Below are 16,807 nucleotides of genomic sequence, written 5' to 3' on the forward strand. Positions count from 1 at the left end.
GCCTGTCACCCGTGCCACGACCGCCACAGCGCCGCGTAGGCGCCGTCGGCGGCCACCAGCGCGTCGTGGCTGCCCAGCTCGCTGATCCGGCCGTTCTCCACCACGGCGATGACGTCCGCGTCATGGGCGGTGTGCAGCCGGTGCGCGATGGCGACCACCGTGCGGCCGTCCAGGACCCGGGCCAGGGACCGCTCCAGGTGGCGGGCCGCGCGCGGGTCCAGGAGCGAGGTCGCCTCGTCCAGGACCAGCGTGTGCGGGTCGGCCAGCACCAGACGGGCGAGCGCGATCTGCTGCGCCTGCGCCGGGGTCAGGGCGAGCCCGCCGGAGCCGACCTCGGTGTCCAGGCCCTCCTCCAGGGCCCGTGCCCAGCCGTCCGCGTCGACCGCCCCGAGCGCCGCCCACAGCTCGGCGTCCGCCGCGTCGGTCCGGGCCAGCAGCAGGTTGTCGCGCAGGGAGCCCACGAAGACGTGGTGCTCCTGGTTGACGAGGGCGACGTGGGAACGGACCCGTTCGGCGGTCATCCGGGACAGTTCGGCGCCGCCCAGGGTGATCCGGCCGGCCCGGGGCGCGTAGATCCCGGCGAGCAGCCGGCCGAGAGTGGACTTGCCCGCGCCCGAAGGGCCGACCAGGGCCAGCCGGGTGCCGGGCGCCACCTCCAGCGAGACCTGGCGCAGCACGTCGACGCCTTGCAGGTACCCGAAGCGGACCTCGTCGGCGTGCACCTCGCGGCCCGCGGGGGCCAGCGAGGCGTCGCCGGGGTCCGGCTCGATGTCCCGCACGCCCACCAGCCGGGCCAGCGACACATGCGCGACCTGGACCTCGTCGTACCAGCGCAGGATCAGGTTCACCGGTTCGACGAGCATCTGCGCGATGAGGGCGCCCGTGGTCAGCTGGCCGACGTCGAGCCAGCCGTGGAGGACGAAGACGCCCCCGATCAGCAGCACCGAGCCGAGCACGGTCGTGTGGGTGGCGTTGGTGACCGGGAAGAGCACCGAGCGCAGCCACAGCGTGTACCGCTCCCAGGCGGTCCATTCCTTGACCCGGCGATCGGACAGGGCGATGCGGCGGGCGCCGAGACGGTGCGCCTCGATGGTGCGCCCGGCGTCCACGGACTCGGTGAGGGCGGCGGCCACGGACGCGTACCCGGCGGCTTCGGACCGGTAGGCGGAGGGGGCCCGCCTGAAGTACCAGCGGCAGCCGACGACCAGGGCCGGGAGGGCGAGCAGCACGGCCGCGGCCAGCGGCGGCGCCGTGACCACGAGCCCGCCGAGCAGCAGCACCACCCACACGACACCGATCGACAGCTGCGGCACGGCCTCCCGCATGGCGTTGGCGAGCCGGTCGATGTCGGTGGTGATCCGGGACAGCAGATCGCCGGTGCCCGCCCGCTCCAGGACGCCCGGCGGCAGCCCGACCGACCGGACGAGGAAGTCCTCGCGCAGGTCGGCCAGCATCCGCTCGCCGAGCACGGCACCCCGCAGCCGTACCTCCCGCACGAACACGGCCTGCACGGCGAGCGCGAGCACGAACAGGCCGATGGTCAGGCCCAGACGCAGCTCGCGGGCACCGTCCGACACCCGCTCGATCAGCCCGCCGAGCAGGTACGGGCCGACCATGGAGGCGATCACGGCCACCGTGTTGACCAGTACGAGCAGGGAGAAGGCCCGGCGGTGCCGGCGGAACAGTTCGGCCACATAGGCGCGCACGGTGGAGGCGGCGCCGACGGGCAGGGTGGTGGCTGTCGTCGGGGCCGCCGGGTCGTAAGCCGGTGGTGCGACGCCGATCATGCGCTTTCCTCGATCTCTTCCAGCGCGCCGCTCAGCAGCGCGGTTTCGTCGGCCGTCTCCCGGGTCACGACCGCCCGGTACCGAGGCTCGGTGCGCAGCAGTTCGCGGTGTACTCCGACCGCTTCGACCTTGCCCTCGTGGACGAGGACGACCCGGTCGGCCCGGTCGAGCAGCAGCGGCGAGGAGGTGAACACCACGGTCGTACGGCCGGACCGCACCTCGCGGATGCCTTCCGCGATCCGCGCCTCGGTGTGCGAGTCGACGGCGGAGGTCGGCTCGTCCAGGACGAGCACCCCGGGGTCGGTGATCAGCGACCGGGCCAGCGCGAGCCGCTGGCGCTGGCCCCCGGACAGGGACCGGCCCCGCTCGGTGATCCGGGCGTCCAGCGGGTCGGTGACGTCCAGCGAGCCCTGGACCAGGGCCTCCAGGACGTCGGCGCACTGGGCGGCGGCCAGCGCGTCCTCCGCGCGCACGGACCCGGAGGCCGGCACGTCGAGCAGCTCCCGCAGCGAACCGGAGAGCAGCACCGGCTCCTTGTCCTGGACGAGCACCGCGGTGCGGGCGGACTCCAGCGGCAGTTCGTCGAGGGGGACATCGCCGAGCAGTACGGAGGGGGCGGCCTCGGCGGGGTGGCCGCCGAGTCGTTCGGCGAGGCGACCGGCCGCGTCGGGGTCGCCGCAGACCACGGCGGTCAGCCTGCCCGCGGGCGCCAGCAGACCGGAGTCGGGGTCGTGCAGGTCGCCGTCCGGCACGGCCTCCGCGCGCGAGCCGCCGATGTCCGTGGCCCGCTCCAGGGAGAGCACCCGGGCGGCCCGTTTCGCCGACGGCCGCGAGAAGGAGTACGCCATGGCGATCTCGGTGAAGTGCTGCAACGGGTAGTTGAGGATCATGACGGAGCTGTAGACGGTGACCAGTTCGCCGACGGTCACCCGGCCCTGCCGGGCGAGGTGGACGCCGTGCCAGACCACCGCGATCAACAGCAGGCCCGGCACCAGTACCTGGATCGCGGCGATCAGGGACCACATCCGGGCGCTGCGTACGGCGGCGTGCCGCACCTCCTGGGAGGCGCGCCGGTAGCGGTCGAGGAAGAGGTCCTCGCCGCCGATGCCGCGCAGTACCCGCAGCCCCGCCACGGTGTCCGAGGCCAGCTCGGTGGCCCGGCCGGCCTTGGCTCGCTGGAAGTCGGCGCGCCGGGTCGCCCGGGGCAGCAGCGGCAGCACGGCGAGCGCCACGAGCGGCAGCCCAGCCGCGACCACCCAGCCGAGCGCGGGCTGGTAGAAGAGCAGGCCGACGCCGACCACGACGACCGTCAGCGCGGCGGCGGTGAAGCGGGAGACCGCCTCCACGAACCAGCCGATCTTCTCGACGTCGCCGGTGGAGACGGCCACCACCTCGCCGGCTGCCACTCGCCGGGTCAGCGCGGAGCCCAGCTGGGCGGCCTTTCGGGCGAGTAGTTGCTGGACCCGGGCGGCCGCGGTGATCCAGTTGGTGACGGCGGCCCGGTGCAGGAAGGTGTCGCCGACGGCGATCGCCGTGCCGCACAGCACCAGCAGGCCGCCCGTCAGGGCCAGCCGGGTGCCGGAGCGGTCGACCACGGCCTGGACGGCGAGGCCCACGCAGAACGGGAGCGCGGAGACGGAGACGAAGTGCAGCAGTCCCCAGGCCAGTGCCTTGAGCTGACCGCCCAGCTGATTCCGCCCCAGCCACCACAGGAACCGGGGACCCGAACGCGCGTCCGGCACGCCTGGATCGGTGTACGGAAGATCTTGAATCTGCATGGCGTCCCAGCGGCTCGGGTCGGGGGAGGGGTGGCGACAAGCCGTGAAAGGTTCGCGTCGGAGCGTCGTCGAAATCAAACGGTTTTCCCGGCCGGCCGTCGAAATCCGCCCCCTTCCGGCCAGGGCTCGCCGCTCAACACGCACTGAATGGAAGGAGATCTAACAGATTGCCCGGTATGTGATGTCAGGATGGCCGGGTGCAGATCAAGAGCGTGCGGCGGACGACCGTCACGGCGGCGGCGGTCATCGGGGCCGTCCTGCTGACCCTGAGCGCCTGCGACGCCTCACCGAGCGGTGGCGCGAAGAACGGTCTGCCGCGGCCGCACGCCGGAGCCCCGAGAACCCCGTCGGCCCCGGGAACCGCCGTGTCGGCCCCGGACTGGCAGCAGCCGGACCGGGCCGTGCCCGCCGGGGATCCCGGCCGGCTGCCGGGGGTCGGCGAGCTGCTGCGGGCGGAGATCCCCGCGGACTCCCGCCAGGTCGTCGCCGTGTACGGGGAGGGCGCGGACTCGGCCGACTCCACGGTCGTGCTCTACACCCGGGACGAGGGCGGATGGCGCCCGGTGGGCAGCTGGCCCGCCCACAACGGGCGGTCCGGCTGGACCACCGACCACTTCGCGGGCGACGGACGCAGCCCGGTCGGCGTGTTCACCGTCACCGACGCCGGCGGTGTGCTCCCCGACCCGGGCACCCGGCTCTCCTACGCCCAGGGCCGGGATCTCTACACGCCCCCGCGCTACTGGAGTCCGGCCTACCGGCACGACTTCGACTACGTCATCGCCATCGACTACAACCGCCTGCGGGGCACACCGCCGCACGACACCACCCACCCGTGGGGCGCCGGCCGGGGCGGCGGCATCTGGCTGCACCTCGACCACGGCAGCGGCACCTCGGCATGCATCGGCCTGCCCAGGGAGGCCATGGAGTACCTGCTGCGCACCCTCGACCCGGCCCGGGATCCCGTCGTGGTGATGGGGGACAGGCCGAACCTGCTGTCCTAGCGCGGACCCGGGCCCCGGTGCGGTGGTCACTGTTCGTCCGGGACGGCCTCGCTCCCTGCCGAGCCCGTCGTGCCCGTCGTGCCGGTCGTGCCGGTCGTGCCGGTGGTGCCAGTGGTGCCGGAGGTGCGCGTGTCCAGCACGTCCACGTCGTCCGCCCGGACGTAGGCGAGCCGGTGACCGAACTGGATCTCGTAGTACTTCTCCTGACCCACCACCACGGGCTGAGGAGTGGCGGAGAAGGTCGACCGGTCGACGTAGGAGCCGCCGAGGGCGGACTGCGTCACATACCGCTGGCCCGCCCGCAGGCTGTACGGCAGCGGCGACTCGTCCTCCTCCTCCATCCCGTCCGGGTAGGCCTCCTCCTCCGGGAGGGCCCGTCCGAACACCGGGATCTCGTCCAGGCCCTCCTTGGGCGTCACCATGCGGCCGCTCGCGCCGACGGCCGTCGGGTGCGCCGTGGGGTTCTTGAACCACGCCTTGTTGCCCTGGTACCAGATCGCCGTCCACTCGCCGCTGCGGTCGGCCACGGCGAAGGTCTGGCCGGTGGAGACCCGCGAACCCAGGTCGCTCACGTCCTCCGTGGACGGGTCGCCGTCCGGCCTGCGGCCCGGGTCCTGGATCAGCGGTGCGTTCTCGTCCGGCCGGGTGTGGAGGCGGACGGCGCTGGAGCCGTGCGGCAGGCATCGTTTGCCGTCGCCGTCGCACCCCGTGTACCGCGGTTTGTGGGTGGCGTAGTCCGGAAGGATCATCACCATGGGACTGTCCGGTCCGGCCGTGGCCTTCAGCGGTGCGCCGAGGAGGTCGAAGTAGTGCCGCCAGTCCCAGAACGGCCCCGGGTCCTCGTGCATCTCGGGGATGCTGTCGCCGGTCGGGGACGGCACGTTGTCATGGCCGAAGATGTGCTGCCGGTCGATCGGGACGCCGTACTTCTTCGCCAGGTAGCGCACCAGCCGGGCCGATGACCGGTACATCTGCTCGGTGTACCAGGTCCCCGGGTGGGTGAGGAAACCCTCGTGCTCGATGCCGATCGAGCGGGCGTTCACGAACTTGCTGCCGGAGTGCCAGGCCTCGTCCTTGGTCCTGACGTGCTGGGTGATGTGGCCGTCGCTGGAGCGGATCGAATAGTGCCAGGACGCCTCGGTCGGGTCCTGCACGGTCTTGAACATGTTCGGCAGCGTCGACTCGGTGTCGTGGATGACGATGTACTCGATCCGCTGGTCCCGGGGCCGGTCGGCGAGGTCGTGGTTGCCGTAGTCGCCGTCGTCGTCGATCTCCTCGTAGGGCGCGGCGAGCCAGTCGCAGGCCAGTTCGGGCGGGCACTCGACGTTCTTGGGCCGTTTGGGGGCCTGCGGGCCGGGGTGCGGGCTGACGCCGGGGGTGGCGGGGAGGGTGACCTCCTGTCCGTCGGCGGTGGTGCGGTGCGCGCCCCGGCGGATCAGACCGAAGACGTCGTTGGCGTACGTCGTCGCCGACGCGACGTCACGGGTGCCGGGGAAACGTTCCACCGCCTGCCACCAGTCTTCCGGGTCGGCGCTGAGCGGCTTGCCGAGATGCCGTTGTGTCGCGGCCAGCAGCGCCGCGCCGCCGCGTACGTTGGCGACGGCGTCCGTCCGCAGCTTTCCGGCGGGTACCTTGATCAGCCGTGCGGCGTGTTCCAGGTCCGCCGGCTGCACGGCGTGGCCGCCCACCGCGAACGCCGTTCCCGCGAGCGGGTCGCGCTTCCGGCCGTCCGGCGCCGCGGGGCCCGCTGCGGGTGACCGCTCCGCGACGCGGGTACGGGCGGTGTCCACCAGGTGCATCGGACCGTAGCCACCCGCGATGCTCGGGGTGCCCGCGTGGATGTCCCAGCGCGACTGCATGTAGGACACACTCATGAGCACGCTGCGTGGCACGTGGAACTCGCGTGCGGCGTCCGTGAAGGCGTTCTGCAGGCGCTGGTCCTCCGCTTCGTCGGTGCCGGACGCCGGGAGGATCAGCAGGGGTGGCAGCAGCGCGGCCGTCGCGATCAGGCAGGCCGTCAGACGGCACGTCCGGAGGGCACCGGGCACACGTGGAGCGTCAGTTCTTCTCATACCAGAGGGTCTCCAACCGCTTGCTGAGGGTCTCCAAGCACGCTCGTCGCAACCAGGGCAAGGGGGTTGCCCTTCACGTCACCCCTCGTACGTTTCCGTGCCCGGCGCGACCCGGCGCGCCGAGCGTCGACCGGGTGGCCCAGCGGTCCGGCAGAGGCCACCCGGTCGGCGGCAGTGGCCGGGCAGCCTGGCGGGCCGCGACGCGCCGGGCGGGATCAGTCCTCGACCGGGTCCACGTGCCAGTCGGGGTGGCCCGGCATCGGCGGGGTGTCGGGCCCGTACAGCCACGGCGTCAGAAACGGCGTCAGATCCTCGCCCGCGACCCTGGAGGCGAGTGCGACGAAGTCCCGGGTGCCGGCCGCGCGGCCCCGGTACTCGGTCACCCAGGCCCGCTCGATCCGGTCGAACGTCTCGTCACCGACCTTCTGCCGCAGGGCATACAGCACCAGTGCCGAACCGTCGTAGCGCATCACCTTGAAGAGCGTCGGCCCGGTGGGCTCGGCGGGCGCCCCGTCGTCGTGGCGCCACTGGTCGTGCTGCTCGTACGCCGCCCGCATGGCGTCCTCCATGCCGACGCCGCCGTGCTCGTCGGAGTACAGCCGTTCGTAGTAACGGGCATGACCCTCACTCAGCCACAGGTCGGACCACTGCCGGACGGCGACGCTGTCCCCCGTCCAGTGGTGCGCCAGCTCGTGGATCAGATTGCGTTCGGCGTCGACCCGGTCGCCCAGCAGGTCGTCCTTCGGTACGAGGGACAGCGACTGCGTCTCCAGCGCCACCGGCAGATCGGTGTCCCCGACCAGTACGCCGTAGCGGCGGAACGGGTACGGGCCGAGCCGCCGTTCCAGCCAGGCGAGGTGTTCCGGGGTGAGCGAGCGTTCGGCCTCGGTGTCCGCGACCAGGTCGTCCGGCACCACGTCCCGCACGGCCAGCCCGCCCGGCCCCCTGCCGGCGACGAACGTGAACTTCCCGATCGCCAGCTGGACCAGCTGTGCCGCGATGGGCTCCTCGGAGTCGTACGTCCACTGCATCCGCCCGTCGGGCCGCCGGACGCGTTCGACGAGCCGGCCGTTGGCCACCGCGCTCAGACCGGGCGGGGTGGTGATGTGGAAGGTGACGGGCGCCCGGAGGCTGGGGTGGTCGTCGGCCGGGAAGATCATCTTGGCGCCGTCGGGCTGTGCGCAGACCAGGGTGCCGTCGGGGGTGGGCACCCAGCCGTACTCGCGGATCGCATCGCTCCGGTGCCGTCGCTGGGTCGGATCGGCCGTGTAGGCGACGCGGACGGTGAACGTGCTGCCGCGTGGGATCGGCCGCGCGGGCGTGACGACGAGTTCGTCGCCGTCGCGAACGGCGGTCGCCGGCGCGCCGTCGACGGTGACCCGGTGCAGCGTGTTGCCCGCGAAGTCGAGGTCGAAGCGGGACAGGGCCTGGGTGGCGGTGGCGCTGATGGTGGTACCGGCAGGGAAAGGTGTCCCGGGGGCCCGCCAGTCGAGGTCGAGCGTGTAACGGCGGACCGTGTAGCCGCCGTTGCCGTCCAGCGGCATGAGCGGGTCGCCGATCCCGGGGGCGCCGGGGGACGGGGCGGCGCCGGCCGGGACGGCCGAGGCGCCGGGGGCGGCGGAGCCGTGGCCCCGGTGCGGGACACCGCCCGAACAGCCGGTGCCGGTGAGCGCGACGACTCCCGTGAGCGCGAGGACGGTGCGCAGGGCGCGAGCGGTCATGATCTCCATGCCAGCACTGTGACAGCGTCATCCGCTTATAGCACTATTTGTGCCCATGGCGTGCGCCCGTCCGGGCCGGGTGGCCGAACGGGCCGCTGTCGACCGGCCCGGGCGTTGCGGCCGACGGCCAACTCCCCGTAGAACACCGGCCATGAGAAGACGGATCGTCATGTCCATGCTCGCAGGAGTGACCCTCCTGGCGAGCGCGCTCCTCGGTACGGGGGCGCCCGCCGCCCGTGCCGCCGACGTCCCGGCCGAGTTCGGCACCGACTGGCACGACCCGGTGACCGCGGCCCCGCCGGTGTCCGTGCCCAAGGGGGCCAGGTCCTGCCAAGTCACCCTGGCCGAGGCCCAGTTCCGCGACTTCACGCCGTACCGGGGAACGTACACGCCCCCGCAGGGCTGCGGCGACCGGTGGAGCAAGGTCGTCCTGCGGCTGGACGGCAAGGTGAAGGGCCGTCAGTACGACCGCCTGGGCTACCTGCACGTCGGCGGCGTCGAGGTGCTGCGCACCTCCACCCCCGAGCCCTCGCCGGACGGCATCGAGTGGCACGTGGAGAAGGACGTCACCCGCTACAGTGACACCTTCCGCGGCACGCAGGACGTCGAGATGCTCATCGGCAACGTTGTCGACGACACCTACACCGGCGTCATCGACGTCAAGGCCACGCTCACCTTCTACGCGGGACGCCCCGCGGCCTCGGTCCCCGACAAGGTGCTGACCCTGGCCGACGGCACCACCCTCACCACCCCGCGCAACAGCGAACGCGTCGTCGCCGAGGTGTACGCCACCGGATCCGGCGGCGGCTGCGAGGAGTTCTGGTATCTGACCGTGGCCGACCCGGCGTCGTACTCCTGCAAGGCGGACAAGGGCCCCTACCGGGAGGTGCAGATCAGGGTCGACGGCCGGCTGGCCGGAATCGCCGCGCCGTTCCCGAACGTGTGGACCGGCGGCTGGTCCAACCCGTTCCTCTGGTACGTCATACCGGGCCCGGGCGCCTTCGACGTCAGACCGATCGCATACGACCTGACGCCGTTCGCGGGACTCCTCGACGACGGCCGCCCGCACCAGGTCGAGGTCTCCGTCGCCGGCGTGCCCGAGGGCCAGGCCGGCTGGAGCGCCCCCGTGAACGTGCTGGTCTGGCAGGACGCGCACCGGTCCCAGGTCACCGGCGGGCTCACCGAGGTGAAGGCCTCCGAGCCCGTCAACTCCTCGGTCTACACACCGGGGTCGGGGGAGTACCGGGTCGACACCGACGCCGGGCACCGGCTCACCGTCTCCGGATACGTCGACACCTCGCACGGCCGGGTGACCACCACCGTCAGCCGCACGCTGGCCAACACCTCCGTGCACCGCTGGAACGACGGCGAGACGACGGACGCGCTCGACGCCACCTGGACGGACGACCAGGGCGTCACGGTGAAGGCCGGCGGTGCACCCCGGACGACCCGCACCGACCGGACCTACACCATGAACGGCGCCACCACCATCGGCACCGACGACCGGCTGCGCACCCAGCTCACCCTCGGCGACCGGGCGGCGGTCGGAGGGTCCGGAGGCGCCTGGGCACGGCTCGACGACATCTACAGCGGGGACGCGACGTACACGCTCGGCGTGCCGCGCGACCAGCGGCACGCGGTCGGGACGTCGAGCGAACGCTACCGGCGGTACGGCCCCGACGGCTGCTACGACCGCTCGCTGGCCACCGAACAAGGAGTGCTGACGGTGGACCGCAGCCGCTGCTGAGCGGTCGCTGCCGAGCGTCGGCCGCCGAGCCGAGCCGGCCGAGTTGTGTGCGACGCGTCACTCCGCCCGTGATTTACACGGCCGTGACACGGCGGTCTCGAACGGGATCAAGAACACCTCCAGAGTGATCGGCGCGGAAGCTGGTTTCCGTATCGCAGAAGTCCCGCTCGGCTTCGGCGAGTCGATCCCCCCACCAGGAGTGCCCGTGCCGCCGTCCGTACCGTCCCTGCCGGGACGCGTCGCACGCATACTGCGTACCTCTCTCTTCGCGCAGGTCGCCTGCGCGCTCGTGCTCGGCATCGTCGTCGGGCGGCTGTGGCCCGGGTTCGCCTCGGATCTCCAGCCGCTCGGCGACGGTTTCACCCGGCTCATCAAGACGATCATCTCGCCGCTGGTGTTCTGCGTGGTCGTCGTCGGCATCGCCAAGGCCGGCGACCTCAGGGCCTTCGGGCGGATCGGACTCAAGGCGCTGGTCTGGTTCGAGGTGGCCAGTACGCTCGCGCTGGTCATCGGACTCCTCGCCGCCAACCTCGTCCAGCCCGGCGCCGGGATGCACGTCGATCCGGCCACGCTGAGCGCCAAGGCGGTCGACGCCAAGACGGGCGGCGGCTCGCTGCCCTCGACCACCGAGTTCGTCCTCGACGCCCTGCCCACCAGTTTCATAGGCGCCTTCGCCGAGAACTCCCTGCTTCAGGTGCTCGTCCTGGCCTGTCTGGTGGGCGCGGCGCTGCTCCACCTCGGGCACACCAAGGTGCCCGAGGTGCTGCCCGCCGTCGAGCAGGCCCAGGAGGTCGTCTTCGCGATCGTCGGCTTCGTGATGCGCCTCGCCCCGATCGCCGTCTTCGGGGCGACGGCCGTCCTGATCGGCCAGTACGGGCTCGGGGTCATCGAGACCTACGCCAAGCTCATCGTCCTCTGCTACGCGGCCGCCGCGCTCTTCGTCGCCCTGCTCGCCGTCGCCCTGAAGGCGCTCACCGGGCTCAGCCTCTGGAAGTTCGTCCGCTACATCCGTGAGGAGTTGCTGCTCGCGCTCGGCACCGCCTCCACGGAGTCCGTGCTGCCGCGCGTGATGCAGAAGCTGCGCGGGGCGGGTGCCCGGGACGACGCGGTCGGCCTGGTGGTGCCCACCGGCTACTCCTTCAACCTGGACGGCGCCTCGCTCTACCTCTCCATCGGCACCTTGTTCATCGCCCAGGCCGTGGGCGTCGACCTGAGCCTCGGTCAGCAGATCACCGTGGTCCTGGTGCTGATGCTCACCAGCAAGGGCATGGCCGGCATCCCCGGTTCGGCCTTCCTCGCCCTGTCCGCGACCGTCTCCTCGCTCGGGGCGATCCCGGCCGGCGCCGTCGCCCTGCTGCTCGGCGTCGACCGCATCATGGACTCGATGCGCGTCGTCACCAACCTGCTCGGCAACTGCGTCGCCGTCTTCGCGGTCTCCCGCTGGGAGGGCGCACTGGACGTGGAACGGGCGAAGCGGGTGCTGGGCGGTGGGACCGCGGTCGTCGAGACGGCGGAACAGGCCGAGGAACTGGTGTCCGAGAGCTGACCGGACGACGAGAAGCGGCTCCCCCATCCGGAAGGACGGGCAGGGTGAGCCGCTTCGCCGTGCCTCAGCAGTGCTTCGCCGCCACCGGCCCGTCGACCAGCGTGTCCAGGAGTCCGCCCAGCACCTCCCGCTGCTCCGGCGAGAGCGGAGCCAGGATCTCCGCGGCCGCCGACCTCCGCGCCGCCCGCAGCTCGCGCAGGGTCTCGTGCCCCTCGTCCGTGATCTCGATCCGGGTCACCCGGCGGTTCGTCGGATCCGGCACCCGGCACACCTTGCCGCTCGCCTCCAGGCCGTCGACCAGGGTCGTCACCGCGCGCGGCACCACCTCCAGACGCTCGGCCAGGTCGGCCATGCGCGGGGGTGCCTCGTAGTGCGCGAGGGTGCGCAGCAGCCGAGACTGGGCCGGGGTGACGCCCAGATCGCGCGCCGCGAGATGGTGCTTCTGGATGCGCCACACCCGTCGTGTGAGGCGCAGCAACTGCTCGGCGAGCGGGCCGTCGGGGTCGGGGGTGCTCATACGGGAACAATATCAGGACTATGTTCATTGTGAGTATAGGTAACAGTGAGCTAAGCTCCGTGAGTCCGTACACACCGAACCATCCGTAGGAGCCATGCCCCGAGACGAGATCAACTGGACCCCTGACGGCACCGCGGCCGGTCAACCCCGCCAGGTGCGCCGCATCCTCAAGCTCTTCCGCCCCTACCGCGGCCGGCTCGCGATCGTCGGCCTGCTGGTCGGCGCCGCCTCGCTGGTCTCGGTCGCCACCCCCTTCCTCCTGAAGGCGACCCTCGACACCGCCATCCCGCAGGGCCGCACCGGACTGCTCAGCCTGCTCGCGCTGGGCATGATCCTCAGTGCCGTCCTCACCAGCGTCTTCGGCGTCCTGCAGACGCTGATATCCACCACGGTCGGCCAGCGCGTCATGCACGACCTGCGCACCGCCGTCTACGGCCGGCTGCAGCGCATGTCGCTCGCCTTCTTCACCCGCACCCGCACCGGCGAGGTGCAGTCCCGCATAGCCAACGACATCGGCGGCATGCAGGCCACCGTCACCTCGACGGCCACCTCCCTGGTCTCCAACCTGACCAGCGTCGTCGCCACGATCGTCGCGATGATCGCCCTCGACTGGCGGCTCACCGTCGTCTCGCTCGTCCTGCTCCCGCTCTTCGTGTGGATCAGCCGCCGGGTCGGCAACGAGCGCAAGAAGATCACCACACAGCGCCAGAAGCAGATGGCCGCGATGGCCGCGACGGTCACCGAGTCGCTCTCCGTCAGCGGCATCCTGCTCGGCCGCACCATGGGCCGCGCCGACTCGCTCACCGCCTCCTTCGCCGAGGAGTCCGAGCAACTGGTCGGCCTGGAAGTCCGGTCGAACATGGCGGGGCGCTGGCGCATGGCCGTGATCACCATCGTGATGGCCGCGATGCCCGCCGTCATCTACTGGGCCGCCGGCATGGCCCTCCAGATGGGCGGCCCGCAGATCTCGCTCGGCACCATCGTCGCCTTCGTCTCCCTCCAGCAGGGCCTGTTCCGCCCGGCCGTGAGCCTGCTGGCGACCGGCGTCCAGATCCAGACCTCGCTCGCTCTCTTCCAGCGCATCTTCGAGTACCTCGACCTGCCCGTCGACATCACCGAGCGCGACGAGCCGGTCCACCTCGACCGCGTGAAGGGCGAGGTCCGCTTCGAGAAGGTCGAGTTCCGGTACGACAGGGACAACGACAAGGTGGGTCCCGTCCTCGACGGCATCGACATCACCGTCCCGGCCGGCACCGGCCTGGCCGTCGTCGGCCCGACCGGCGCCGGCAAGTCCACGCTCGGCTACCTGGTGCCCCGGCTCTACGACGTGACCGGCGGCCGGGTCACCCTGGACGGCGTCGACGTCCGTGACCTCGACTTCGACACCCTCGCCCGCGCGGTCGGCGTCGTCTCCCAGGAGACGTACCTCTTCCATGCCTCGGTCGCCGACAACCTGCGCTTCGCCAAGCCGGACGCCACCGACGAGGAACTGCACGCGGCCGCCCGCGCGGCCCAGATCCACGACCACATCGCCGCGCTGCCCGACGGCTACGACACCGTCGTCGGCGAACGCGGACACCGGTTCTCGGGCGGCGAGAAGCAGCGGCTGGCCATCGCGCGCACCATCCTGCGCGACCCGCCGGTCCTCATCCTGGACGAGGCGACCAGCGCCCTGGACACCCGCACCGAACACGCGGTCCAGGACGCCATCGACGCCCTGTCGGCCAACCGGACGACCATCACCATCGCCCACCGGCTCTCCACGATCCAGGACGCCGACCAGATCGTCGTCCTCGACTCCGGGCGGGTGGCCGAACGCGGCACGCACGAGGAACTGCTGGAACTCGACGGCCGGTACGCGGCGCTGGTGCGCCGGGACGCCCGGCTGGAGACGGCGGCGGAGTCGGCACCGGAGCAGCCCGGAACCGGCGAGCCCGCTCAGCGGGAGACGGCCCTGCGGCCGGTGCGCAGGCGGGGCGACCGGGGACGCAGGCACGCGACACCGCCGACAGGCTGAGGCCGACACATCGCAGCCGACAAGCTGAAGATATGTCGGGTTTGTGGCGTTGTGCGAGCTAACGTGCCCGCATGCAGATCAACACTCCGCCACGGAACCCGGGCCGTCGGACGGCCGACGGCCGTGGCGCCTCGACGCGCGGCAAGTCGATGCGGCTGACCCGCCGGGGCAGGCTCGTGCTCGTCGTGGCCGCTGCCGTCGTGGCCGGTGCCGCCGTGGCGGTGCCCCTGCTGTCCCTGGCCCGCGGCACGGCCGGACCCGCCGCCCTGGTCATCCCGGAGGGCTGGCGCGCGTCCCAGGTCTACGACGCCGTCGACAAGGCCCTCGCCCTCCCCGCCGGAAGCACCAAGAGCTCCGTCGGCACCGCGGGCCTGAAGCTCCCCGGCGACGCCGGGGGCAACCCGGAGGGCTACCTGTTCCCGGCCACCTACCCCCTGGACAAGGACGCGACCCCGCAGTCGGTGCTGCGGTTCATGGTCGACACGGCGAACCGGCGGTTCGGCTGGGCGCCCGTCGCGGCCGGCGCGCAGCGCGACGCGATGAACGTCTACCAGGCGGTGACCATCGCGAGCATCGTCCAGGCCGAGGCCGCCGACAAGGCCGACATGGGCAAGGTGGCACGCGTCGTGCTCAACCGGCTGCAGCGCGGCATGCCGCTCCAGATGGACTCCACCCTCAACTACGCCCTCAACCGCAGCACCCTCAACACCACGGTGAACGACACCCGCATCGAGAACCCGTACAACTCCTACCAGCGCATGGGCCTGCCGCCCACGCCGATCGACAACCCGGGCGAGGACGCCATGCGTGCCGCGCTCAACCCGCCGTCGGGCAACTGGCTGTACTTCGTCACGGTCAAGCCGGGCGACACGCGGTTCACCGCCGACTTCGCCGAACACCAGCGCAACGTCGCCGACTTCAACGCCGTGCAGAACGCGAAGACGCGGCGGCCGCCGCAGGTCACGCAGCCGCCGCGGTGAGCCGTCGGTGCGTCAGGCGGCGACGGGTTCCCCGGCCAGCAGCCGTCTGATGTCCCGCACGGCGTCGCGCCCCGCGCGGTTGGCGCCGATGGTGCTGGCGGACGGGCCGTAGCCGACGAGGTGGACGCGGGGGTCGGCGACCGCGCGGGTCCCCTCGACCTTGATCCCGCCGCCCGGCTCGCGCAGCCGCAGCGGCGCCAGATGGTCCAGGGCCGCCCGGAAACCGGTGGCCCACAGGATGACGTCGGCGTCGACGTGCCGCCCGTCGTTCCAGGCCACGCCGTCGGGAGTGACGCGGTCGAACATCGGCTGCCGGTCCAGGATCCCGTCCTGGAGGCCCTGCCGGATCGCGTCGTTGAGCGGGAGTCCGGTGACCGAGACCACGCTTCGCGGCGGCAGTCCCTGCCGTACCCGCTCCTCCACCAGCGCCACCGCGGCCCGGCCCGCGCCCTCGTCGAAGGGGCCCTCGCGGAAGACCGGCGGGCGCCGGGTGACCCAGGTGGTGGCGGCCGCGTACGGGGCGAGTTCCAGCAGGTGCTGGGTGCCGGAGGCCCCGCCGCCGACGACCACGACCCGCTGACCGGCGAACTCCTCGGGTCCGGCGTACTGCGCGGTGTGCAACTGCCGTCCGCGGAAGGTCTCCTGGCCCGGGTAGCGCGGCCAGAACGGCCGGTCCCAGGTGCCGGTGGCGTTGATCAGCGCCCGCGTCGACCAGTCACCGCGGTCGGTCTCCACGAGCAGCCGCCCGTCCTCGCCCTCGCGCACCGCGCGGACGTCGACCGGCCGGTGCACCCGCAGATCGAAGGTCCGCTCGTAGTCCGCGAAGTACTCCCCGATGACCTCGGCGGACGGCCGCGCCGGGTCGGCCCCGGTCAGCTCCATGCCCGGGAGCGCGTGCATCCCGTGCACCTTGCCGTACGTCAGGGACGGCCACCGGAACTGCCAGGCCCCGCCGGGCGCGGGGGAATGGTCGAGCACCACGAAGTCGCGGTCCGGCTCGAAACCGGTGCGCCGCAGGTGATAGGCGCTGGACAGACCGGCCTGACCAGCGCCGATGACGACTACCTCGACCTCTTCGACCGCACGCGCATTGTTCACGCTTCTCCCAACAGCCGGGACGGCCGTGGATCTTCCCGGCCCGGCCGCATGCCCGCTCGCCCGCGCGTCCGGGGCATGGGCCACGATGGGGGCATGTCGGATGCCTTCACCACACGAGAACTCGATGTCGCCACCGGTAGCCGGGAGCGGGTCGTCGACCTGACCGGCGACTGCGAGGCCTTCCTCCGCGAGGCCGCGGCCGGCCGTGACGGACTGCTCAACATCTTCGTCCCGCACGCGACGGCCGGTATCGCGGTCCTGGAGACCGGCGCCGGCAGTGACGACGACCTGCTGGCCGCCCTGCACACCCTGCTCCCCGCCGACGACCGCTGGCAGCACCGGCACGGCAGCCCCGGCCACGGCCGCGACCACGTCCTCCCGGCGATCGTCCCCCCGCACGCCACCCTCCCGGTGATCGACGGCCGCCTGGCGCTGGGCACCTGGCAGTCGGTGTGCCTGGTCGACACGAACCGGGACAATCCGCAGCGAAAGGTTCGGCTCACCTTCCTTGCGGGCTCCTGAACCCTCCCGGGCGGCCGCGAC

General features: G+C 72.2%; 12 protein-coding genes. 6 read left to right on the forward strand and 6 right to left on the reverse strand.

Annotation, left to right across the window (positions count from 1 at the left end):
• Positions 1-5: 5 nt before the first annotated feature.
• Positions 6-1,787 carry an ABC transporter ATP-binding protein gene (locus ACFY6U_RS46630; RefSeq protein ID WP_390048410.1) on the reverse strand — a complete coding sequence of 594 codons (1,782 nt, stop codon included), beginning with the start codon at positions 1,785-1,787 and terminating at the stop codon, positions 6-8.
• A complete protein-coding gene (locus tag ACFY6U_RS46635) occupies positions 1,784-3,565 on the reverse strand; it encodes an ABC transporter transmembrane domain-containing protein (protein WP_390048412.1) in 1,782 nt (593 codons plus the stop codon). Before ACFY6U_RS46635 ends, ACFY6U_RS46630 begins: the two co-directional genes overlap by 4 nt.
• 197 nt (positions 3,566-3,762) lie before the next feature.
• On the opposite strand from ACFY6U_RS46635, the gene ACFY6U_RS46640 reads away from it, so the two are divergent.
• A complete protein-coding gene (locus ACFY6U_RS46640; RefSeq protein ID WP_390048414.1) occupies positions 3,763-4,566 on the forward strand; it encodes a L,D-transpeptidase family protein in 804 nt (267 codons plus the stop codon).
• A 26-nt stretch (positions 4,567-4,592) separates the two neighbouring features.
• Here ACFY6U_RS46640 and ACFY6U_RS46645 read toward each other — a convergent pair whose 3' ends face one another.
• Both ACFY6U_RS46645 and ACFY6U_RS46650 read right to left on the reverse strand, forming a co-directional pair.
• Positions 4,593-6,575, reverse strand: coding sequence for an N-acetylmuramoyl-L-alanine amidase (locus ACFY6U_RS46645; RefSeq protein ID WP_390048576.1), 1,983 nt, complete (start codon positions 6,573-6,575; stop codon positions 4,593-4,595).
• A 278-nt stretch (positions 6,576-6,853) separates the two neighbouring features.
• Positions 6,854-8,368: a M1 family metallopeptidase gene (locus ACFY6U_RS46650; protein ID WP_390048416.1), complete on the reverse strand. Its 1,515-nt coding sequence runs from the start codon at positions 8,366-8,368 to the stop codon at positions 6,854-6,856.
• A gap of 142 nt (positions 8,369-8,510) precedes the next feature.
• Here ACFY6U_RS46650 and ACFY6U_RS46655 point away from each other — a divergent pair, with 142 nt between their 5' ends.
• Entirely contained in the window at positions 8,511-10,106 is a 1,596-nt protein-coding gene (locus ACFY6U_RS46655) for a peptide-N4-asparagine amidase (protein ID WP_390048418.1), read from the forward strand.
• A gap of 205 nt (positions 10,107-10,311) precedes the next feature.
• On the forward strand, positions 10,312-11,652 hold the full coding sequence (locus ACFY6U_RS46660) for a cation:dicarboxylate symporter family transporter (protein WP_390048420.1): 1,341 nt from the start codon (positions 10,312-10,314) through the stop codon (positions 11,650-11,652).
• Between the two features lie 64 nt (positions 11,653-11,716).
• On the opposite strand, the gene ACFY6U_RS46665 is transcribed toward ACFY6U_RS46660, so the two are convergent.
• Entirely contained in the window at positions 11,717-12,169 is a 453-nt protein-coding gene (locus ACFY6U_RS46665) for a MarR family winged helix-turn-helix transcriptional regulator (RefSeq protein WP_390048422.1), read from the reverse strand.
• Positions 12,170-12,263: 94 nt separating this feature from the next.
• Here ACFY6U_RS46665 and ACFY6U_RS46670 point away from each other — a divergent pair, with 94 nt between their 5' ends.
• Together ACFY6U_RS46670 and mltG are read left to right on the forward strand one after the other, a co-directional pair.
• Entirely contained in the window at positions 12,264-14,186 is a 1,923-nt protein-coding gene (locus ACFY6U_RS46670; protein WP_390048424.1) for an ABC transporter ATP-binding protein, read from the forward strand.
• Between the two features lie 71 nt (positions 14,187-14,257).
• Positions 14,258-15,166 carry an endolytic transglycosylase MltG gene (gene mltG / locus ACFY6U_RS46675; protein WP_390048426.1) on the forward strand — a complete coding sequence of 303 codons (909 nt, stop codon included), beginning with the start codon at positions 14,258-14,260 and terminating at the stop codon, positions 15,164-15,166.
• A 12-nt stretch (positions 15,167-15,178) separates the two neighbouring features.
• Here mltG and ACFY6U_RS46680 read toward each other — a convergent pair whose 3' ends face one another.
• Positions 15,179-16,264 (reverse strand): NAD(P)-binding domain-containing protein, encoded by a 1,086-nt coding sequence (locus ACFY6U_RS46680; protein WP_390048428.1) that lies wholly within the window; start codon positions 16,262-16,264, stop codon positions 15,179-15,181.
• Between the two features lie 93 nt (positions 16,265-16,357).
• Here ACFY6U_RS46680 and ACFY6U_RS46685 point away from each other — a divergent pair, with 93 nt between their 5' ends.
• A complete protein-coding gene (locus tag ACFY6U_RS46685) occupies positions 16,358-16,786 on the forward strand; it encodes a secondary thiamine-phosphate synthase enzyme YjbQ (protein WP_390048430.1) in 429 nt (142 codons plus the stop codon).
• Positions 16,787-16,807: the final 21 nt, after the last annotated feature.

Source organism: Streptomyces sp. NPDC013157, assembly GCF_042899865.1.
In the GTDB taxonomy this organism is placed as follows: Bacteria; Actinomycetota; Actinomycetes; order Streptomycetales; family Streptomycetaceae; genus Streptomyces.